Genomic DNA, 20,443 nt, shown 5'->3' with positions numbered 1-20,443 from the left:
TTTTCCTCCTAATTTAAGTCAGACATCATTTGAAATACAGGTAATACAATAACGAGATATAGACAAATAACGAGTAAACCGAGTATGACGAATATGATCGGTTGAATACGCTTTGTTAATTTTTCAAGTTTAAAAATAATTCCTTCTAGGACATATTCACTATATAGACTTAATTCTTTACCGACGTTTGAATTATATTCTCCGTGCTGAATGAATGGGATTATACGTTGATCGATGAGTGGAATTTGTTTAACCGCTTCACTCATCGAAAAACCTGACAATAATAACTTCTCTATAGTTTGTCCTAAATACTTTAATTCATTATCCAAGTTTTGATTTTTTAATATATTTACAATTTCTTTTGATTCAATGCCGTTACTTAGCATGAGCCCTAATTCTCTTGAGAACTTGTACGTCACATTATATTTATAGTAAGTGCTAATAATTGGTAGTTTTAATAAGTGAGATTGTTTTAACTCTATATTATTAGACCTCAATATGATTGATATATACATTAGAAAAATCATAGCAATTGATATGATAACGAGTACGATTTTCGGTAATACGTTCAGCATGAATGTAAGTATTGTCATCAAATTACTTTTATGTGTACCCATCGCTTCGTATAGTGTATTGAACTGTGGAATAACAGTGTAATTTAATACGATTAAAATCACTATAAATATAGAGATTAAAATAATCGGATATTGAAGTGACTTCATTAAATTTTTAATCGTTTGTCTACGCTTGGTGATATATGAGTAACACGATTCTAAAATATTAATTAAATCACCGTGTACAGCAGAAAATCTAATTTGAGCAAGTATTGCAGGGCTATAACCAATATATGTGAGTATTTCTTCTAAATTTTTACCATCTCGTATGAGCTCTAACAGCTTTGTTTTATCTTTGATATTTAGAACTTCATATTGTTCTACTAAAAAAATTAATGCTTGTTTTTGAGTAAAACCATTACTTAATAGATGCGCGAGCTTTTTAAGAAATTCTGCATCGTACTGTTTTAATTTATTTTTCAAACGCTTTATATGCTTCATACGTATTCGCCTCTATCAAGTTGTTTTCATATAATTGTTTAAGTTTATCTTGTATCGTGTCATAACGTATCGATTCACCACTCAATATCTTTTTAATATCGTTTTTTGTAATATATTCATATAGAATAAAAGATTGTTTTTTATTATGAATAATTCTCTGATTTATAATTGCTTGTATCGATTCAGCAAGCTCTTCATTGTAAATTCCGTATTCTTTAAGTCGAAGTATCGCACTATATGCACTATTACTATGAAACGTTGAATAAACTAAATGACCCGAAAGACTCGCTTTAACTAGTTCTGTCGCAATTGTTGAATCTCTAATTTCACCGAACATAATAACATCAGGGTCGCAGCGCATTACTCCCCTTAGAATCGGTGCGTAGTCTAGTTTTGCTTTTTCATTAATTTCAACTTGTATAATGTTTGGTAAATCAAATTCGATTGGATCCTCAATCGTAATAATTTGTTTGTCACCAACGTTTCTAATATCATTTAACAATCGAAACATCACAGTCGATTTACCAGATCCAGTTGGTCCAGTAAATAGTACTAATCCATCTTTTTTCAGACACAATTCCTTTAAATGACTATATTCATCAGACCTCCTAAATAACTTTTCAGAAGGGATGTCTTTTGCACTATTTAAAATTCGAATCACGACGATCTCATTCATTAAAGAGGTAGGCAACGTTGAAATTCTAATATTCACAGTTACGTCATCTACATCTTTTTCAATTCGGCCACTTTGGGGGACTCTATGTTCATTCGTATCGAGTTCAGCAATAAATTTTAAATAATTAACGAACTGTTTGTACGTATGCGTATTACAACAAGCGAAATTTTTCATTTTGCCAAATTGTCTTATTTTAATTAAACCGTGTGAGTGTTCTAATGTAATATGTATATCTGTATAAGAATCAGATATACTTTGTTTTAATAAATGGTGTAAAAGATTCTCCATTTCATCCCTCCTATACACATATGCTCAAAAAGTCGGTTTTATCTTTTTTTATTTTTAAAAGTTTTAAGAATTTACAATTCCTGATTTGGTATTTACTTATCGATTAGAGTTGATTATAATTAAGTTAATAGATTATGGTTTGGTGGGAGGATTACGATGGATAAAGTATTTAAAACGCTCGGTTTTTGGACAGCAATCTTTGCGATTTTATTCTATGTCGGTGATATGACAGAAATGGCGTTTTTCTTCATCGGTCAAACTGGTTTCTTTATATTACTTGGATATATGAAACTGACTGAAAGAATGTATATGTATGTATTCGCAGCTTACCTCATGCTATTCTTTGTTGGATTTACTTACTATTCAACTTTCCTTATGGAACCAGCATTTGGTAACCAGTAAAAAAATAAAAGAGAGTTCAGACGTTTGTCTGAACTCTCTTTTTTTATTTACCATATTATGTTAGGATTTTCGTATTTTTCTTCGAGCAATGTCGTTGGCATACCGTGACCAGGATAGACGTCATACTCTAAATTTAAATTAAATAACTTCTCTTTAATTGAATGCATAACCGCTTCTGTGTTACCACCATATAAATCTGTACGGCCAACACCTTTGTTAAAGAGCACATCTCCAGAAATAATAAACATATCGTTTTCAAATATATAACTTAAACTCCCTGGAGAATGACCTGGCGTATGAAGTATTTTTAAGTCAAATTCTCCAATTGAAAGCTCCCCTTCACCAACATAAACTCTCTCAACGTCAGCAGTAATCACTTCGATAAAACGAATCGAACCGTTTTTAGTCGGATCAAGTAACCAGTCTGACTCTTGTTCACTCATATATACAGGCAAATTAAAGTGTTTTGATACTTCCTCTAACGCACCGATATGATCATAATGTGAATGAGTAAGTAAAATTCCTTTGACGGTTAGGTCGTGTTCCTCAACTGTACGAATAATTTCATCACTATTATCTGCTGGGTCAAAAATCAAACAATCTTTCTTCTCATTATAAACAATATAGCAATTTGTATTTAACGCTCCAAGTGGTAATGTAATGATTTCCATAGTGTCACCTCAAAATAGTCTAGACATTTACATGTATCAATTATACAATAGAGTTAACGTAATGTTAAAAGTATTGGGGGATTAAAAATGCCTTTTATTAATACAGGTGAACTGTTTAAAATTGGTGGTACATCGATTCACATTGGTGTAAACACGATGTCACTATTAATGTTACTTATTGCAGTTTTAAGTGTATACGCATTAATAAACGCGGTAAGATCTAAAAACATTCTAGGTATTATTTTTAGTATCGCAGGAATCGCAACATTCGGATTCTTCTCACTCGCAACAATCTTTACATTTGGTTATCCAGACCTTTAAAACAAAAGCTCGCGAATATTCGCGAGCTTTTTAATATCCTCTAAAACTTAATTCTTCAAGTATGACTGAAAGTTCTTCATCTTTTACTTTATTTACATTAACATCCTCACTAAGTTTTGCCATCGCTTCAAAGTCTTGGTTTTTACGTAATTCTAACAATTTACGTTTTAATACATACTCATTCTTTGGATCGAGCTCAAAAGCGACATTAAAGTTTTCCTCAGCGGCTGCATCATCCCCTGCAACTTCATAAAGTTTACCGAGTATATAATAACTCATACTCGTCTCGTTTCCATATTTAAATGTTTCGTTCACTTTTTCGAGAGCATGAGTGTAATCCTTTTCATAAAAATAACGGAGTGCTTCCTCATCATACGGTTGATATGATACATGATCTCGTTGGATCATCCACATAGACACCGGTAAAACAATCATTAAGATAAATGCTCCGATAGCAATTTTGAAATCTACTTTTTTAAAGTTATAAATAACACCTAATATAAGCCCATATATAAACCCACCTGCATGCGCATAGTGATTAATGTTACTAAAGAAGCTCGTTAAAATACCAATGACAACAAAGGCAACGAGTACTTGAAATATGAGTTTCTTTTGAACTTTTTTATAAACAAGTAGATGTATAACGAGTAGCCCCATCATACCGTAAGTTGCCCCGCTTGCACCTAGAGAAAGTGCATTTGTAATAAACACAAGAGAAACAATATTTGCTACGATTGCCGTTAAAACATAAGTTATAAGCATTTTCGTAGAGCCGTATATCGATTCAACAAATTTACCTAGGACGTATATCGCAAATATATTAAATAAAAAGTGTTCGACATCTGCATGTAAAAACGCACTCGAAATGAGTCGATAAAACTCCGTATCTTGATTGACTCCGTGATGTGTTAAACCTAAGTTGTTCGTGATGTGGACTGAATCACGTATATGAATATAAAATAAATTCGTTAAAAAGATGAGTGTGTTGATCATTATAAGTATCAACGTCATCGGTGTAAATTTAATTAGATACGTTTCAAGCGGGTTACTTGATAAAACACGCTTCTTATACCAATCTAGCGGTTTAGATTTTTTATATTTCGTATCTATTTTATAGAATGGATTTAATATGACATTTGCAATACTATCCGTACCTGTGTGAATAACTTTTAGAGCTTTAGACTTAAATTGACGTTTAAATGGTTCACAATCGATATAGTGGACATATATTTTACTTACATTAAAATCGACAGCTGCATCGATATTCGCTTTATTGTCATATAATATTTTAGTTGTAGTTTCAATTTCTTCATCCTCAAATTGACCATCAACTAAAATCATTAGTGAACGATTTTTTCTGTTTTTTAACCAAATCGTGTCTGCAACTTCGTCATAACGTGAAAATACATATTTTGTATAACGTACAATTTCATACGCTGCTTGCCATTTGTTAATCATAGTCTATTCTCTCTTGCGTTAATATTTTTTGTCGGCGTGATTAAATAATCGACAGGCATGTCGTGTGATTCAACGATCACCTCACCGAACTGTTCATCGAATAAAATTGACACAGTTTTTCCTTGATAACCCTTTAAAAATCTATCGTAAAAGCCACCACCATAGCCCGTACGATAACCTTTATCATTAAATATAACTCCTGGGACGACTAGTAAATCGACGTCGTTATTTAATTCGTTTGATGTTGGTATAAAAATCCCTTTTTCATCTTTGAAAATTTCATCAGCACTATTCACTCTATAAAAGTCCATTTCTTTTGTTTTATAGTTCGATTTTGGACCATATACAGCAATATTATTATCGTTTAAGTATTCAATAATCGGAAGCGTATCAATTTCATGTGGCATCGATAAAACAATCCCAACAGAGTTTATACTGTGTTCGTGTATAAATTTCTTTAAAGATTGATATATATTCTGTTCTTTTTGTCTTTTATCCGTTGGATTAAGTGACTTTAACTTTACAATCATCTCGTGACGTAGTTCTTTTTTACTCATGGAGACATCCTTTCTCTCTTCATTTTAACAGATATTATTATAATAGTTTAAATAAAAAAACCACTTTTATAAAGTGGTTTTATTGATACTGTCTACCAGTCAAGTAATAGTATAGATGTTCACTTATATTTTCTAAGTGATCACCGATACGTTCAATATATTTAGCGATTAACACAACTTGACTCATAATGACTTTATCTTCAATTTTTTCGATTGCTTCTGACGTCGTATCGATATAAAGCATATCGATATCTTCGTCTCTAGATAATAGTTCTTTAATTAAAGCTAAATCTTTTGTTTCCATGGCAACGGTCGCATCTGAAAGCATGAGTTTTGACAGCTGTAACATCGACTTAAATTTGTTGATAATTTCTTCTGAACCGATATTATATTCAGCACTTACGTTTGCAATATTTACAACGTTATCTGCCACTCGCTCTAAATCTTCTGCGATTTTAATATAAGAGATTAACATTCTTAAATCAGAGGCAACTGGTGCTTCTAATGTAATTAAAGATATAATCTTTTCATTAATTAGAAGCTCTAAGTCATTGACAACAATATCTTCTTTAGAAATATCTTTTAGCGCATCTACATTTCTATGTTCTATACAGTGAATGAGTTTATCAATTCTTTTTTCTACTTCGTTTGATAATCTAAAAACATATGAAGTGACTTCATCTAAATTATTAATAAAATTTTGTCTCGGCTTCATTATCCAAACCTACCTGTTACATAATCTTCTGTACGTTGATCACGAGGGTTTTCAAAGATGACTTTAGTATCATCATATTCGATTACCGATCCGTTATAGAAAAATGCCGTTTTATCTGAAACACGAGCTGCTTGTTGCATGTTGTGTGTCACGATAATAATCGAATATTTTTCTTTTAACTCTTGCATTAAATCTTCGATTTTAATTGTAGAGATTGGATCTAGTGCACTTGTCGGTTCGTCCATTAATATAACATCTGGTTCAATCGCGAGTGTTCTAGCAATACATAAACGTTGTTGCTGTCCGCCTGATAGACCATATGCATTATCTTTAAGACGATCTTTTACTTCGTCCCAAAGTGCTGCTTGTTTTAAACTTCTCTCAACGATTTCATCGAGTGTCTTTTTATCTTTAATACCATGTACTCTTGGACCGTACACGATATTCTCATAGATAGATTTTGGGAATGGGTTCGGCTTTTGGAACACCATTCCAACTTTTGTTCTTAACGATTCAAGAGACATTTTTTTATTTAAAATATCTTGTTCTCTATATAAAATATCTCCTTCAATTCTAACGTTAGGAACGAGCTCGACCATTCGGTTTAACGTCTTAATGAAAGTCGATTTACCACAACCAGATGGTCCGATAATCGCACTAATTTCTTTTTCGTTAAATGCTAAGTTTACATCTTTTAATGCATGCGTGTCTCCGTACCAAAGATTTAAATTATTTGTCATAAATACTTCTTTACCAGAAGTTTTATCTAAAGTTTGATCTTGAGTTAATATATCTTTTACTTTATTGTCTTCTTTTACTTTTACTTCCATCTTATTTCACCTAAAATCTTTTTGAATATTTATTTCTTATGAGTACTGCGACAAGGTTCATGAGTAATAACATCGCGAGTAATACGATAATTCCAGCTGATGTTAAACTAACAAACGCTTCTTGTGGCATTTTTACCCAGTTATATATTTGCATTGGAAGTGCTTGGAATGAATCAAAAACACTTTTTGGAGTCGCTAATAATGCAACTGGAATTCCAATTACAACGAGTGGCGCTGTTTCACCTATTGCACGAGATACCGCTAGTATAATACCCGTTATAATACCAGGTACTGCTGCAGGTAAAACGATTCTATAAATCGTTTGCCATTTAGATGCACCAAGTCCGATTGAACCTTCTCGAATAGAATTTGGCACACTACGTAATGCTTCTTTACTCGATACGATAATTACCGGCATTATCATTAGCGCTAACGTTAAACTCGCAGCGAGAACTGAATTCCCTAAGCCAAATTGTCTTACAAATATTGTTAAACCAAGTAAACCAAATACGACAGATGGTACTCCGGCTAAGTTCGAAATATTCACTTCGATAAAGTGAGTGAGTTTGTTTTTCGGCGCATATTCTTCTAAATAAATAGCTGTTCCGACAGATAATATAACTGCTATAGGTGTTGTTAGAGCCATTAACCATAAAGTACCAATTAAGGCACCCTTAATTCCTGCTCTTTCTGGTCGACTTGAACTAAAGTTAGTAAAGAAATCAATAGATAACGCACCGACACCTTGTTTTAAAATCGATGCTAAAAGAATAATTAACACAACAATACCGATCATCGTTGATAAGAAGAATACTTTGCTCATAATAGAATTCAGCATTCGACGCTTTGATTGTCTTTTGACTAATACTGCTTCATCCATAGCCATTAGTATTCCTCCCTAAATCTTTTTGCAATCCACATTGCTAATACGTTCATAATTAAAGTAAATATAAATAGCGTGATACCAACAGCATATAAACTGTAATACACTTGAGAACCGAATGCTGCATCACCAGACGTCACTTGTACGATAAACCCTGTCATCGTTTGAAGTGACTCAAATAAGTTGAAACTGCTATTTGGTGTTGACCCTGCTGCAATTGAAACGATCATCGTCTCACCGATAGCTCGACTTGTTGCAAGTACGATTGACGCTAAAATCCCTGATAAAGCAGCCGGTAAGACTACTTTAAAAACAGTTTCTAACTGCGTTGCACCGAGTCCATAAGACCCTTCTCTAACTGCATCAGGTACACTCGTAATCGCGTCATCAGTTAAACTTGTAATCATTGGTAAAATCATAATTCCAACAACAAGTCCCGGACTAATTGCATTAAAGTGGCCCATCGATGAAAAAATAGATTGTAACATCGGTGTGACCACTGTGATCGCAAATGCCCCATATACAACTGTTGGAATACCAGCTAACACTTCTAATGTTGGCTTTAATACTTTACGCACTGATTTTGGTGCGTATTCAGATAAATAAATTGCTGAAAATACACCTGTTGGAACAGCAAACAATGTCGCAATAACAACTATTTTTAACGTTCCTAAGACTAATGGGAATATACCGAATGTTGGCGTGCTACTAAAAGCGTTCCATGTTTTACTCGTTAAAAATTCCACAATTGATACTTCTCTTAAAAAATGGAATGTTTCAGAAATTAATGTATATAAAATACCTATTGTTGTTAATACTGAAACAATAGTAATAGAAAACAGTACGATAGGTACTGCTTTCTCAAGAGTTTTTGAACGTTTTTTTCGTTCTATTTGTTGTTGTATACTTAAATCCTTCATATAAATCCCTACTTAATTAGTTCCCAATAATCTCTTTGAACTTATCCTTTTGCTCATTAAGCTTCTCTTCGTCTAATGCTACGTAACCAGAATCTTCAGCAGCTACTGATGCATTATCTAATAAGAACTCAATGAATTGACTTAACGATTCGTTTTCTTTCACTTTCTCATCCGCAACATACACGTATAATGCTCTTGAAAGTGGATATTTATAACTCTTAACGTTTTCTTCTGTTGGTTCAACAGCTTCTGTGCTATCTTCACCTTGGATCGCTACTGCTTGTAACTTATCTTTGTTGTTTAAGTAGAAGTTATATCCGAAGAAACCAATTGCATTTTTATCAGATGTAACTGCGTTTACTACTTGGTTTGTATCTTGGATTAACTCACCTTGAATGTCTTCATCATCCATGACTTCTTCTTTAAAGAAGTCATGTGTTCCGTGAGATTGGTCTGGACCATATACAACAATTTTTTCATCTGGGAAGTCACTACGAACATCCGCCCATGTTTCAGCTTGACCTGAGTAGATTTTGTATAACTCTTCAAATGTTAAGTCTTTTACAAAATCGTTGTCTTTGTTAACTGCTACAGTTAAACCGTCAATCGCGACTTCTAATTCAGTGTATTCAATACCTGCGTCTTCTAACGCTTGTTTTTCTTCATCTTTAATTGGACGTGAAGCGTTTTGGAAATCTGTTTCACCTGCGATAAATCTGTCAAACCCAGCACCTGTACCAGATACTCCAATTTCTGCTGCACTTCCGTATTCAGCATTGTAGTCTTCATTGACGATTTCTAAGATAGGGAACACTGTGCTTGAACCGTCACCAACAATCGCTTGTTCAGTGACTGAAGATTTTTCTTCGTTCGTTTCTGTGCTTGTTTCATTTGATGCATTGTTGTCATCATTTTCAGCATCATTATTACATGCTGCAAGTGTACCTCCTAGAACTAACATCATTGCTACGCTTAAAGTTTGCTTTTTCAATTTAATTCCTCCAAATGGTTTTGATTATGATTACATAGTACAGGTCGTTTTTAAATTTTAAATAAACGTATTGTAAAGAATATGTAAAATCAAAAAAGACTACTGAAAATTTTCAGTAGTCTAACTATCATACGTGCCTGCTTTAATTCGTCTGTAAAATTCATCTAAATTATATTTGTAGTAATCTTTTTTAGGCGCACCATATTCAAGCTCATAATATTTTTGGATAACATCTCTTCCCATATATTGGGCTGGGAAGAATGGAATCGTCATCGGTGTCGTTGGCCATATAATAGAGAATGCCATATCTGGATTGTCATATGGTGCATATCCGATATACGTTTGGTTTAAAACTGAAACTCCTTCACGATACGCTTCTGCAGTTCCTGTTTTACCAGCAGCTTTTGGTTCTAATTCATGATACGCATCCCATCCTGTTCCGTATCTATCCGTCGATTGATGATGGGTATTAAATACATCATATAACCCTTTAGAAATTTGTTCTTTTTCAGCGTCAGTCATCATGACAGTATTTAAAACATTACCATTGAACGAGCGTATTACTTTTCCTGGTTCATTTGGATTATGCTCTCTAATTTCTTTTGCAAGGTGTGATTGCATTCTATTACCACCGTTCGCAACTGTAGAAATATATTGTGAAAGCTGTAGTGTAGAGTACGTGTCATATTGTCCAATCGCTAAGTCTAAATAGTTCCCAGGGTTATTAGTTAGTGGTGGAGAAATACCTGTCTCTTCATTAGGTAAGTCAATACCTGTTGACACACCAAGTCCAAATTGATTTAACCCATTTCTTAGTTTATATGCATCGTTAGAAATATCACTTGGCAGTGGCATATTACGATCGTATTCTAAGCCGAGTAAACGAAGTGCGATTTTAATCATGTAAACGTTCGAAGATACCATTAAAGCGTGTTGATCGTCTACGTTGTAACTATTGTCACGGTTAAAGAATGAAGATTTGTTCGTACCATCTGCAAATACGAGTGGTTCATCGACTTGTGATTCTCCAGGTTGTAGAACATCGTTTTGATAACCTGTAACAACCGTACCAATTTTAACGGATGAACCTGGTACATAACTCACAGCAAATGTACCATAATCAAAATCTTCAATATCTCCGTCTTTATTAATATGTTTACCAACCATCGCTAAAATATCACCATTATATGGATCTTGTACGACAAGAGTCACAGTATCTAAAAACTCTGGTCGAATGTCCCATTCGATATCGCCATTTAAATCCGCACGTTGTTTTGCAGCTTCTGCTAAATTACGCATTTCTTTTAAATGATGCTCTGCAATTTTTTCTAGTTCTTGCTGTAATTTGATATCGATTGTTAAATATAAATCGTTACCAGGTTTACCATCTTTTACAACTTCTTGATTGATAATACGACCTGCTCAATCTGTTGAATATTTAACCTCTTCTTTTTCACCACGTAAAATATCCTCATATTGAAACTCTAAATATGATTTACCGACACGGTCGTTTTGAGAGTATCCAAGTGATTTATAATAATCAGAGAGTTCTTTAGGTAGTCCTTCTTTCGGTGAACTTACGTCTCCAAGAATTGTACGTAGTGTTGAACCATAAGGATATTCTCTTTTCCAGTCCATTCCAGTTGTAATTCCTTCTAACTTATCGAGATCTTCATTAATTGTAGCGAACTCTTTTTCTGTGACGTTACTTCCTTTAATAGTAACGGGATCTAATTCTGTTGCGACGATCATTCTCGTATATATAGATATGATGTTTTTATCTTCTTCAGTAAGTAATGAGTCTAAATATTCATTACTAATGTTCTCATATACCGCTTCATTAAAATCATTTCTAGATATATTACCGTCATCAAGTAATGTGGCCTCATTAGGCATTTCTTTTAGTAACTCATCAAAATAATTGTTTAATGCATAGTCTTGCTTATCACGTAACGTTAAATTTTCTTCATCCATCTCCAAATAATTAGATAGCTTATTGGCTAGTTCCATAATTTCACTATTAGACATGTTGCGATGTCTCGTAAAGAAAATTGCACGTTCGGATTTATTTTTAACGAGTACGTTACCGTTTCGATCATAAATCTCACCACGTGGTACGTTTTGATTGATCTTAACGTATTGTGCGTTTTCAACGCGTTCGTGGTAAGACTCACCCTGAATGACTTGTAACTGTCCGAGGCGAAGAATTAAAATTATAAATGATATAAAAACAATAAATACTAAAGTATTTGCTCTCGACTTAAATAACTGATATTTAATCTCTTCAGAGCTTTTTTTCCTAACACGTCTCACACGCTTCAACCTAACTTTCTTTCGTAAAAATTCACATTCTATTTTAACATATTATCACGATAATCATTAAAAAAAGCCATGAGTTTTTAAACTCATGGCTTGAAAGGAAGTTATTATTTAGCTTCTTGGTATAACTCGTTGACTTTTTCCCAGTTTACAACGTTCCAAATTGCACCTAAGTACTCTGGACGTTTGTTTTGGTATTTAAGGTAGTACGCATGCTCCCATACATCCACACCAAACACAGGTGTTTTATCTTCCATTAATGGGTTATCTTGGTTAGGAGTAGAAATAATTTCTAAACCATCATTCCCAACAACTAACCATGCCCAACCAGATCCAAAACGACCTGCAGCTGCAGCTTCAAATTTCTCTTTGAATGAATCTAAAGAACCGAATTTATCTTCGATAGCTTCTTTAAGTTCAGCTGGTACGTCTTTTTGTTCTGGAGTTAATAATTGCCAGAATAATGAGTGGTTGTAGTGTCCACCACCGTTGTTTCTTACAGCAGTACGAATATCTTCAGGTAATGAATCGATATCTTTTACTAATTCTTCTAAAGATTTGTTTTCGAATTCTGTACCTTCAACTGCGTTGTTTAAGTTTGTTACGTAAGTGTTATGATGTCTAGAGTAGTGAATCTCCATAGTTTCTTTGTCGATTGTAGGCTCTAACGCATCATATGCATAGTCTAACTCAGGTAGTTCAAATGCCATAACTAAAATCTCCTCCTAATGATGTTTACATCCCAAATATACCAAATTAAGTGCTACAATAAAAGGTATTAGTTTCTACCTATCAGTAAATCAGTCAAATGTCTGACTAAAATAGAACTTGGATGTGTTGAATTCATGGATTATTTAAAATATTTCAAACGACTACTGAAGTTTGAAAAGTATCCTCTATTTAGAACTGTACCCTTTAAGTATCTGTTATTAAACATATTAATTATAGGTATACTTCTTTCAGTCCCTTATATGTTATCTTTTTTTAATACAAATCAATTTGCAAATGCTCTAAGCGAAGTAAAAGACGAAATTCCTCATTTTGAAATTAAAGATGGCTATTACGTTGGAGATGAAAAAACCTTAACTACCTCTAAAGGTCGAATTGTCTTTACAGAAGAGTCTTTACCATTAGAAGATGCCTTTATAATATTTCAACATCAAGGCATTCAAATTCATAATATGACTGAAGATTATTTACCTTACTCAAGTTTTAATAAATTTAATAACGAAAACGAGTTAAAGCAATATATTGATACACATATGAAGAGTACTGGATTCTTTTTTGCAGTGTATTCAATCATACAAATTATAGTGATGGCTGCATTTTCATTTACATTATTATTACTACTATCATTTATATTAAATAAAATTGCATCAATGAGAAATAAACGTACGGATTATATGAACTGGTTTAAAATCATTTCTTATAGTTTCGTCATTCCGACGATACTCTTTACAATTTTAAAACTGATAACGGGTAAAGAACTTTGGTTCATATATATTATCGTATTAATCTTCTTAATATATTACGACAAGAAACTACCCGTATTCAAAAAGAAGCAGACGATAAAATAGTTTGTTCATCATTACAATATAATAGATTTGTTGTATAATTGAACATACAAAAAAATAAATCACATTGTTTCAAGGAGATATATTAAATGTCAGAAATTACACATCGTAAAAACACTCGTCCTGTACGAGTTGGCGATCTAGTGATTGGTGGCTCAGACGAGATTATCATTCAAAGTATGACAACGACGAAAACCCATGACGTTGAGGCGACAGTCGCTGAAATTAAACGTTTAGAAGAAGCAGGTTGTCAAATCGTGCGCGTCGCTTGTCCACGTGAAGAAGATGCGCTAGCAATTAAAGAAATTAAAAAACAAATTAACATACCATTAGTCGTCGATATTCACTTCGACTATAGACTTGCACTACTCGCTATTGAAGGCGGTGCAGATAAAATTCGTATCAATCCGGGTAACATCGGTAAACGTGAACGCGTTGAAGCGGTTGTTAATGCGTGTAAAGAAAAAGGGATACCGATTCGTATCGGTGTAAACGCAGGAAGCTTAGAGCGTCACATTATCGAAAAATATGGTTATCCGACAGCTGACGGAATGTTAGAAAGTGCGTTACACCATATTAAAATATTAGAAGACTTAGATTTCCACGATATTATCGTATCTATGAAAGCTTCTGACGTTCATTTAGCAATCGAAGCGTACGAGAAAGCATCTAAAGCATTCGACTACCCGCTTCATATCGGTATCACTGAAAGTGGTACGTTATTTGCTGGGACAGTTAAAAGTGCTGCAGGGCTTGGGGTGCTCATCAATAAAGGAATTGGTAATACGATGAGAATCTCATTATCCGCAGATCCTGTTGAAGAAGTAAAAGTTCAAAAAGAATTATTAAAAACATTTGGACTCGCTTCAAACGCAGCAACACTTATCGCGTGTCCGACATGTGGACGTATTGAAATCGACTTAATTGCGATCGCAAATGAAGTCGAAGAATACATTTCAAATATTAAAGCACCGATAAAAGTAGCCGTTCTTGGATGTGCAGTAAACGGTCCAGGAGAAGCACGTGAAGCGGACATTGGAATTGCAGGGGCGCGCGGAGAAGGATTACTATTTATGCACGGAAAAACAGTGCGAAAAGTACCTGAAGAAACGATGGTCGAGGAACTTAAAAAAGAAATCGACATTTTAGCTGAAGCACATTACGAAAAAGAAAGACAACGTAAAAAAGAACTTGCAAATGAAAATAAATAAGCATTAAATGACAACACCCCTAAAATTAGATTTTATTTCTAACTTTAGGGGTGATTTTTTAATCATTTTGACAACTCGAACATAAACCGTATAGCTCTATTTTATGTCCTTTTATTTTAGCGCCTGGTATTTCTTTTTGCCATTCATCTACTGGACAGTAATGGATGACTTTTACCATGCCACAATTGTCGCATATAAAGTGGTGATGATGGTGATCGCTACAAGCGATCATATACTGCATCTCACCGTCTAATGTCGTCTCCTCTACTACGCCAATTTCATGTAGCGTATATAGATTTCTATATATTGTATCGTAACTAATACCGTCGTATATTTCTGACATTTTATTATAGACATATGTCGCTGTGACGTATCTATCTTCTTCCAGTAATATTTCTATTAAAGATAATCTTTGTTTTGTTAGTTTAAACCCATGTTCTTTTAGGGTTGTTTTAATTCTTTCTTTTTCATTATTCGGCATTCATCTTCACTCCTAATCGATTTACGATAAATGTCATAGATAATATAAAAATCGCAACTAATACGATCATACCACCAGGAGCGATATTTAAGTAAAATCCTAATATGAGTCCAAGTATGACCGAAATTTCACCAAATAATATACTCACTGCAATAAGTGTTTTAAAGCTTGACGTCACTCGAATTGCGGCAGCGACCGGTAATGTCATCATCGCACTGACGAGTAGCGTTCCGACAATTCTCATAGATGCACTAATAACTAACGCAACGAGTACGATAAAAATAAAATGTATAAATCCACTAATTTTCATCACTTCGCTATACTCTTCATCAAAGGATAATAAAAACATCTCTTTATATAAAAAGTAAACGAACGTAATGACGATAACTCCAATACAGCTAATTAAAAATAAATCATTTTTAGTTACTGCACTGATGCTTCCGAATAAGTAGCCAAATAAGTCTTGGTTAAAACCATTTGCTAGTGATAAAAATATAACAGATAATGCAATCCCAAGGCTCATAATTATTGGTATCGATATTTCAGAAAAGTGTTTATAAACAGTTCTCATCTTTTCTATACCTACTGCACCGATAATTGAAAATAGCGTTGCAGTAATGAGTGGGTTAATTGTAAATGAGAGTATGCTCGATAAATACACACCGAGCGTAATCCCACCAAGTGAAATATGTGAGAGTGCATCTGCAATTAAACTCAGTCTTCGAACGACGATAAATGTTCCGAGAAGTGGCGCGATACACCCTACAATTAAACCACTAATAAACGAGTATCTCATAAATGCATAGTTTTGTAGCGCATCAATTAGCATATGGCACCTCACAGCAACTTCTCGTATGATCGTGATTTACGAGTTGTAACGGAAACCCGTATACTTTTGATAACTCCGCTTCATCAAGTTTTAAGAAGTCTTGTTTTGAACCGTGGAAATGTAGATGCTCATTTAAGCATGCAACGGTGTCCGCTTGATCGACGACGACGCCAATATCATGTGTGACGAGTAAAATCGTCGTTCCACTTTCTTTTAATCGTGTTAACACCTCATAAAAACTATAGACGTTTTTTGCGTCGATCCCTTCTGTAGGTTCATCTAATACTAGGATCTCTGGTTTGTTAATTAGAGCACGAGCGATAAATACGCGCTGTGTTTGTCCTCCTGAAAGACTCGCAATGTTTTTATTTTTTAAATCTTCTATGTCGAGTAAATCTAACACTTCATCGAGTGCTTTAAAATCTTCTTTGTTAAACTTTTTAAATAGTCCACGCTTTTTTGTTAGACCACTTAATACGACTTCTTTTACAGTCGCAGGAAACCCTTTAGCAAATGATGCCGCTTTTTGAGATACATAACCAATTTTTGTTTCTCGATTTCTACGATTCATTCGCTTACCATTAATTAAAATCTCGCCTTCTTGTAACTTCTTAATACCGAGAATTAGTTTTATTAATGTAGATTTACCGGAACCATTCGGTCCAACAATTGCCATAAATTCTCCACGCTCTATTTTGAGATTTATGTCTTTTAATGCCACTGTCGTTTCCATTTTTTCATAATATTTGTATGATACATTTCTTATTTCGAAAACGGGCGTTGACATGACAACACCTCCAACATGCTTTTAGTCGTATAATTATAACGTAACTGTTACGAATTGTAAATAAAACGAGCACTTTTACAGTGCTCGTTTTAATATTATGATTTTATATTTGGATTTATTTTTTCAAGTAGTTGTGGATCAAACACACCGCTTTTAATCATTTCAATTTCATGCTTATATGGGGGTTGTTTATCTTTTTTGTCTAAACCAACAAATGGTGTCTCTAAAATTTTCGGTAAATCTTTAAACGTTTCGTGATTGACGATATATTGTAATGCGTCAAATCCGATATGACCGAAACCATAGTTCTCATGACGGTCTTTTTTCGCGCCGACTTCGTTTTTAGAATCGTTCACGTGAACGACTTTAATACGATCGACTCCGATTGTTTTATCAAATTCATTGAGTACACCGTCAAAGTCATTTTTAATGTCATATCCTGAGTCGTGAACGTGACACGTATCAAACGTAACGCTTAAACGCTCGTTGTGAGTGACCCCGTCAATTATACGCGCGATTTCTTCAAAGTTACGACCGATTTCTGATCCTTTACCAGCCATCGTCTCTAAAGCGATTTGTACGTCGTGTTTTTCTTCTAAAACGATGTTTAAACCTTTAATAATTGATTCTATTCCAGCATCTACACCCGCACCAACGTGTGCTCCAGGATGAAGTACAATTTGTTTTGAACCAATTGCTTCTGTACGCGCGACTTCATTAATTAAAAACTCAACACCTAAGTCAAACACGCCTTCACGTGTAGTGTTTGCGATGTTTATGATATATGGTGCGTGTACGACGATGTCTTTCATACCATACGCTTTAATGAGTTCTTGTCCTCTTTCGATATTTAACTCTTCAATCGGTTTTCTTCTTGTGTTTTGTGGTGCACCTGTATAAATCATAAATGTATTTTCACCGTAAGAATGTGCAGTTTCAACTGCGCCTTCTAACATCTTTTTACCATTCATCGGTACGTGTGATCCGATTAACATATTATCTTACCTCTTTTTATTTCTTCTTTTTTGATTTTGCGCATATTGTTTACGCTTGTCTTTTTTTAGTTGTTCGAGTTGTTGCTTCATTTTCTTTTTATAACCTGGTTTTACTTTTTTTGGTTTACGTACTTTATATGAAACATCCTCATCTAAGCGAACTTCTTTACGACGTCTCGTATCACGTTTGTTTCGTTTTTTAATCGGTTTAAGTTGACCGTTAATTAAGTCCTCATGTTCAAATGTGAATCCTTTTTCTTCAATTTGATCGATTAAGTCTTCTTCGTTTGGATCATACAGTGTTATTGCAACACCTGTATACTCTCCTCGACCAACACGACCTACTCTATGTGTGAAGAATTCAATTTCTCTAGGGATATCGTAGTTAATAACGTGGGACGCTCCGTCAAAATCTAAACCACGTGCAGCTAAATCACTGGCTACAACGTAATGATAATCTAGATTATGGATTTGCTGAATCATCTGCTTACGTTCTCTCGGTTTTAAACCACCGTGGAATAAACCAACGTTTACCCCATTTTCTACAAGAAATTCATATAACTCATCTGCACGTTCGCGTGTATTTGCGAAAATAAAACCTAAATACGGTGTAATAGATTGTGTCAATTCTAATACTTTATTGTTTTTATCTTTACTACGAACTGGAATTAGACTGTAATGGATATTAGTTTTTTGACGTGTATTGTCAATTTCTAACACTTCAGTATGCGTTAAATACTTTTGTAAAAAGTGACGTAACTCATTTGGAATTGTCGCTGAAAACACTAAAAATTGTGCGGACGGATCCATTGCATTAGAAATTTGGTCAATCGTTTCTAAAAATCCTAAATCAATACTTAAATCTGCTTCATCAATGACGATTGACTTTGCTTCTGACACTTTTAAACTCGATGAATGAATGAGTTCTATTAATCTATTCGGAGTACCAATCGCAATATGCGGACTATTTTCAGCACGTGTTTTATCTCTTTCGAAATCTTTACCACCGATAAATAATTTCGCTTCAATTTTAGGGAAAGATTCTAATATATCCGTTGTCATATTATAAAGCTGACGTGCTAACTCTCTTGTTGGTGCGACTATAATTGACTGTACTTTCTTTTCATCCACTTGAATGTTATTAATAATCGGTAATAAAAACGCATGGCTTTTACCACTACCCGTTGAGCTTTGAACGATAACATTACTTCCTTTTAAAATTCTTGGAATAACTCTTTCTTGAACGAGAGTCGGATGAGTAAAGTGAATGTTATCAATTGCTTCAAGCATACCTTCTTTAAAATTAAATCTTTTGAATGCGTTCATATTCTCACCTATTTCTATTTTAACTCGCACTATATTATACATGAACATCGACTTTTAAGATACCACTAGTGATTCATTTGAATTCAATTAATAATGATATATAATCAATGAAGAGGAGGCATCTGAATGGATATAATTAAAATTTCACCACGTGGATATTGTTACGGTGTCGTCGATGCAATGGTTATTGCCAAAAATGCATCTCTAGATAAGACATTACCTAGACCGATTTATATATTAGGGATGATCGTTCACAATAAACACGTGACTGATGCATTTGAAGATGAAGGGATTATCACATTAGATGGTGAGAATCGCTTAGAAATATTAGAACAAATCGAAGAAGGTACCGTAATCTTTACTGCACATGGTGTGTCACCAGAAGTAAAAAGACGCGCAAAAGAAAAGGGATTAACGTGTATTGATGCGACGTGTCCAGATGTTCAATTTACCCACGATTTAATTTCGAACAAAACAAAAGAAGGTTACGAAGTGATATATATCGGTAAAAAAGGACATCCAGAACCAGAAGGTGCAGTCGGTGTTGCACCAGAAGAGGTCCACTTAATCGAAACGATTGAAGACATTCAATTACTTCCAAATCGTTTACATGATAAAAAACTAATCGTCACGAACCAAACGACGATGAGTCAGTGGGATGTTCAGCATATTATGAATGCATTAAAAGAAGAATTCCCACATATCGAAGTTCATAGAGAAATATGTATGGCAACACAAGTTCGTCAAGAAGCGGTTGCAGAACAAGCAAAAGACGCAGATCTTTTAATTGTCGTTGGAGATCCAAAGAGTAATAACTCTAACCGACTCGCTCAAGTTTCAAAAGAAATTGCTCATACGAATGCGTACCGTATCTCGTCACTCTCTGATTTAAAACTCGAGTGGTTAGATGGAGTTGAAACAGTAGCGGTGACTGCGGGTGCTTCAACACCAACACAAATTGTTAAAGAAGTCATTGACTACTTATCAAACTACGATAAAGAAAATGTAGTAGAGCCAACTTCTACTGTGCCTAGAGAAAAAATATTGCCAAATATTAAAAATCCAAAACCAGTTAAAATACTAGACTAACTTATACGGCTGTATTGTTACAGCCGTATTTTATTTTTAATGAACAGATGAACTAGAATTAAACA

General features: G+C 34.1%; 23 protein-coding genes. 5 read left to right on the top strand and 18 right to left on the bottom strand.

What is annotated here, in order from left to right; all coding sequences use genetic code 11:
- Positions 1-8: 8 nt before the first annotated feature.
- Both comGB and CJ229_RS01650 read right to left on the bottom strand, forming a co-directional pair.
- Positions 9-1,055 (bottom strand): competence type IV pilus assembly protein ComGB, encoded by a 1,047-nt coding sequence (comGB, locus tag CJ229_RS01655; RefSeq protein WP_083302002.1) that lies wholly within the window; start codon positions 1,053-1,055, stop codon positions 9-11.
- Entirely contained in the window at positions 1,027-2,019 is a 993-nt protein-coding gene (locus tag CJ229_RS01650; RefSeq protein WP_102167334.1) for an ATPase, T2SS/T4P/T4SS family, read from the bottom strand. The genes comGB and CJ229_RS01650 overlap by 29 nt, the downstream gene beginning before the upstream one ends.
- Positions 2,020-2,175: 156 nt before the next feature.
- Between CJ229_RS01650 and CJ229_RS01645 the strand changes: the two genes are divergently transcribed.
- Entirely contained in the window at positions 2,176-2,421 is a 246-nt protein-coding gene (locus CJ229_RS01645; protein WP_040928347.1) for a DUF2626 family protein, read from the top strand.
- Positions 2,422-2,468: 47 nt separating this feature from the next.
- Here CJ229_RS01645 and CJ229_RS01640 read toward each other — a convergent pair whose 3' ends face one another.
- Positions 2,469-3,092 (bottom strand): MBL fold metallo-hydrolase, encoded by a 624-nt coding sequence (locus tag CJ229_RS01640; protein WP_070456455.1) that lies wholly within the window; start codon positions 3,090-3,092, stop codon positions 2,469-2,471.
- A gap of 87 nt (positions 3,093-3,179) precedes the next feature.
- Between CJ229_RS01640 and CJ229_RS01635 the strand changes: the two genes are divergently transcribed.
- A complete protein-coding gene (locus CJ229_RS01635; RefSeq protein ID WP_040928349.1) occupies positions 3,180-3,413 on the top strand; it encodes a DUF2759 domain-containing protein in 234 nt (77 codons plus the stop codon).
- A gap of 30 nt (positions 3,414-3,443) precedes the next feature.
- Here the strand turns inward: CJ229_RS01635 and CJ229_RS01630 are convergent, their stop codons facing one another.
- From CJ229_RS01630 to CJ229_RS01585, 10 genes are all read right to left on the bottom strand, one after another.
- On the bottom strand, positions 3,444-4,871 hold the full coding sequence (locus CJ229_RS01630) for a rhomboid family protein (RefSeq protein ID WP_070456454.1): 1,428 nt from the start codon (positions 4,869-4,871) through the stop codon (positions 3,444-3,446).
- Positions 4,868-5,428, bottom strand: a complete 561-nt coding sequence (locus tag CJ229_RS01625) for a 5-formyltetrahydrofolate cyclo-ligase (protein WP_068128310.1) — start codon at positions 5,426-5,428, stop codon at positions 4,868-4,870. The genes CJ229_RS01630 and CJ229_RS01625 overlap by 4 nt, the downstream gene beginning before the upstream one ends.
- Positions 5,429-5,507: 79 nt before the next feature.
- On the bottom strand, positions 5,508-6,143 hold the full coding sequence (gene phoU / locus CJ229_RS01620) for a phosphate signaling complex protein PhoU (protein ID WP_068128308.1): 636 nt from the start codon (positions 6,141-6,143) through the stop codon (positions 5,508-5,510).
- Positions 6,143-6,883, bottom strand: coding sequence for a phosphate ABC transporter ATP-binding protein PstB (gene pstB, locus CJ229_RS01615; protein WP_246827362.1), 741 nt, complete (start codon positions 6,881-6,883; stop codon positions 6,143-6,145). The genes phoU and pstB overlap by 1 nt, the downstream gene beginning before the upstream one ends.
- Positions 6,884-6,983: 100 nt before the next feature.
- Positions 6,984-7,859, bottom strand: coding sequence for a phosphate ABC transporter permease PstA (pstA, locus tag CJ229_RS01610; RefSeq protein ID WP_040928354.1), 876 nt, complete (start codon positions 7,857-7,859; stop codon positions 6,984-6,986).
- Positions 7,859-8,776 (bottom strand): phosphate ABC transporter permease subunit PstC, encoded by a 918-nt coding sequence (gene pstC, locus CJ229_RS01605; RefSeq protein ID WP_068128307.1) that lies wholly within the window; start codon positions 8,774-8,776, stop codon positions 7,859-7,861. The genes pstA and pstC overlap by 1 nt, the downstream gene beginning before the upstream one ends.
- Positions 8,777-8,792: 16 nt before the next feature.
- Positions 8,793-9,767, bottom strand: coding sequence for a PstS family phosphate ABC transporter substrate-binding protein (locus tag CJ229_RS01600; RefSeq protein WP_246827334.1), 975 nt, complete (start codon positions 9,765-9,767; stop codon positions 8,793-8,795).
- Positions 9,768-9,887: 120 nt separating this feature from the next.
- Positions 9,888-11,066, bottom strand: coding sequence for a penicillin-binding transpeptidase domain-containing protein (locus CJ229_RS01595; protein WP_317846602.1), 1,179 nt, complete (start codon positions 11,064-11,066; stop codon positions 9,888-9,890).
- Positions 11,067-11,189: 123 nt separating this feature from the next.
- Complete coding sequence (locus CJ229_RS01590) at positions 11,190-12,080, bottom strand: penicillin-binding protein 2 (protein ID WP_317846601.1); 891 nt, start codon at positions 12,078-12,080, stop codon at positions 11,190-11,192.
- 113 nt (positions 12,081-12,193) lie between these two features.
- Positions 12,194-12,796: a superoxide dismutase gene (locus CJ229_RS01585; RefSeq protein WP_068128303.1), complete on the bottom strand. Its 603-nt coding sequence runs from the start codon at positions 12,794-12,796 to the stop codon at positions 12,194-12,196.
- A gap of 135 nt (positions 12,797-12,931) precedes the next feature.
- Between CJ229_RS01585 and CJ229_RS01580 the strand changes: the two genes are divergently transcribed.
- The gene (locus CJ229_RS01580; RefSeq protein WP_102167336.1) at positions 12,932-13,663 is read left to right on the top strand and encodes a DUF1189 family protein; all 732 of its coding nucleotides are present in this window, start codon (positions 12,932-12,934) and stop codon (positions 13,661-13,663) included.
- Positions 13,664-13,749: 86 nt separating this feature from the next.
- Positions 13,750-14,871: a flavodoxin-dependent (E)-4-hydroxy-3-methylbut-2-enyl-diphosphate synthase gene (gene ispG, locus CJ229_RS01575; protein WP_068128299.1), complete on the top strand. Its 1,122-nt coding sequence runs from the start codon at positions 13,750-13,752 to the stop codon at positions 14,869-14,871.
- A gap of 58 nt (positions 14,872-14,929) precedes the next feature.
- Here the strand turns inward: ispG and CJ229_RS01570 are convergent, their stop codons facing one another.
- The 5 genes from CJ229_RS01570 to CJ229_RS01550 all read right to left on the bottom strand — a co-directional run bounded on the left by CJ229_RS01570 (position 14,930) and on the right by CJ229_RS01550 (position 19,289).
- Positions 14,930-15,352, bottom strand: a complete 423-nt coding sequence (locus tag CJ229_RS01570) for a Fur family transcriptional regulator (protein ID WP_102167337.1) — start codon at positions 15,350-15,352, stop codon at positions 14,930-14,932.
- Positions 15,342-16,181, bottom strand: coding sequence for a metal ABC transporter permease (locus tag CJ229_RS01565; protein WP_102167338.1), 840 nt, complete (start codon positions 16,179-16,181; stop codon positions 15,342-15,344). Before CJ229_RS01565 ends, CJ229_RS01570 begins: the two co-directional genes overlap by 11 nt.
- Entirely contained in the window at positions 16,171-16,968 is a 798-nt protein-coding gene (locus CJ229_RS01560; protein WP_070456448.1) for a metal ABC transporter ATP-binding protein, read from the bottom strand. The genes CJ229_RS01565 and CJ229_RS01560 overlap by 11 nt, the downstream gene beginning before the upstream one ends.
- A gap of 95 nt (positions 16,969-17,063) precedes the next feature.
- Positions 17,064-17,963, bottom strand: coding sequence for a deoxyribonuclease IV (locus CJ229_RS01555; RefSeq protein WP_102167339.1), 900 nt, complete (start codon positions 17,961-17,963; stop codon positions 17,064-17,066).
- Positions 17,964-17,969: 6 nt separating this feature from the next.
- Positions 17,970-19,289: a DEAD/DEAH box helicase gene (locus CJ229_RS01550; RefSeq protein WP_102167340.1), complete on the bottom strand. Its 1,320-nt coding sequence runs from the start codon at positions 19,287-19,289 to the stop codon at positions 17,970-17,972.
- Positions 19,290-19,415: 126 nt separating this feature from the next.
- On the opposite strand from CJ229_RS01550, the gene CJ229_RS01545 reads away from it, so the two are divergent.
- Positions 19,416-20,378 (top strand): 4-hydroxy-3-methylbut-2-enyl diphosphate reductase, encoded by a 963-nt coding sequence (locus CJ229_RS01545; RefSeq protein ID WP_070710283.1) that lies wholly within the window; start codon positions 19,416-19,418, stop codon positions 20,376-20,378.
- Positions 20,379-20,443 lie beyond the last annotated feature (65 nt).

Source organism: Nosocomiicoccus massiliensis, from assembly GCF_002871345.2.
GTDB lineage: Bacteria > Bacillota > Bacilli > Staphylococcales > Salinicoccaceae > Nosocomiicoccus > Nosocomiicoccus ampullae_A.
Note: the sequence above shows the minus strand (reverse complement) of the source record. Positions and strands in the feature narration are given on the sequence as shown.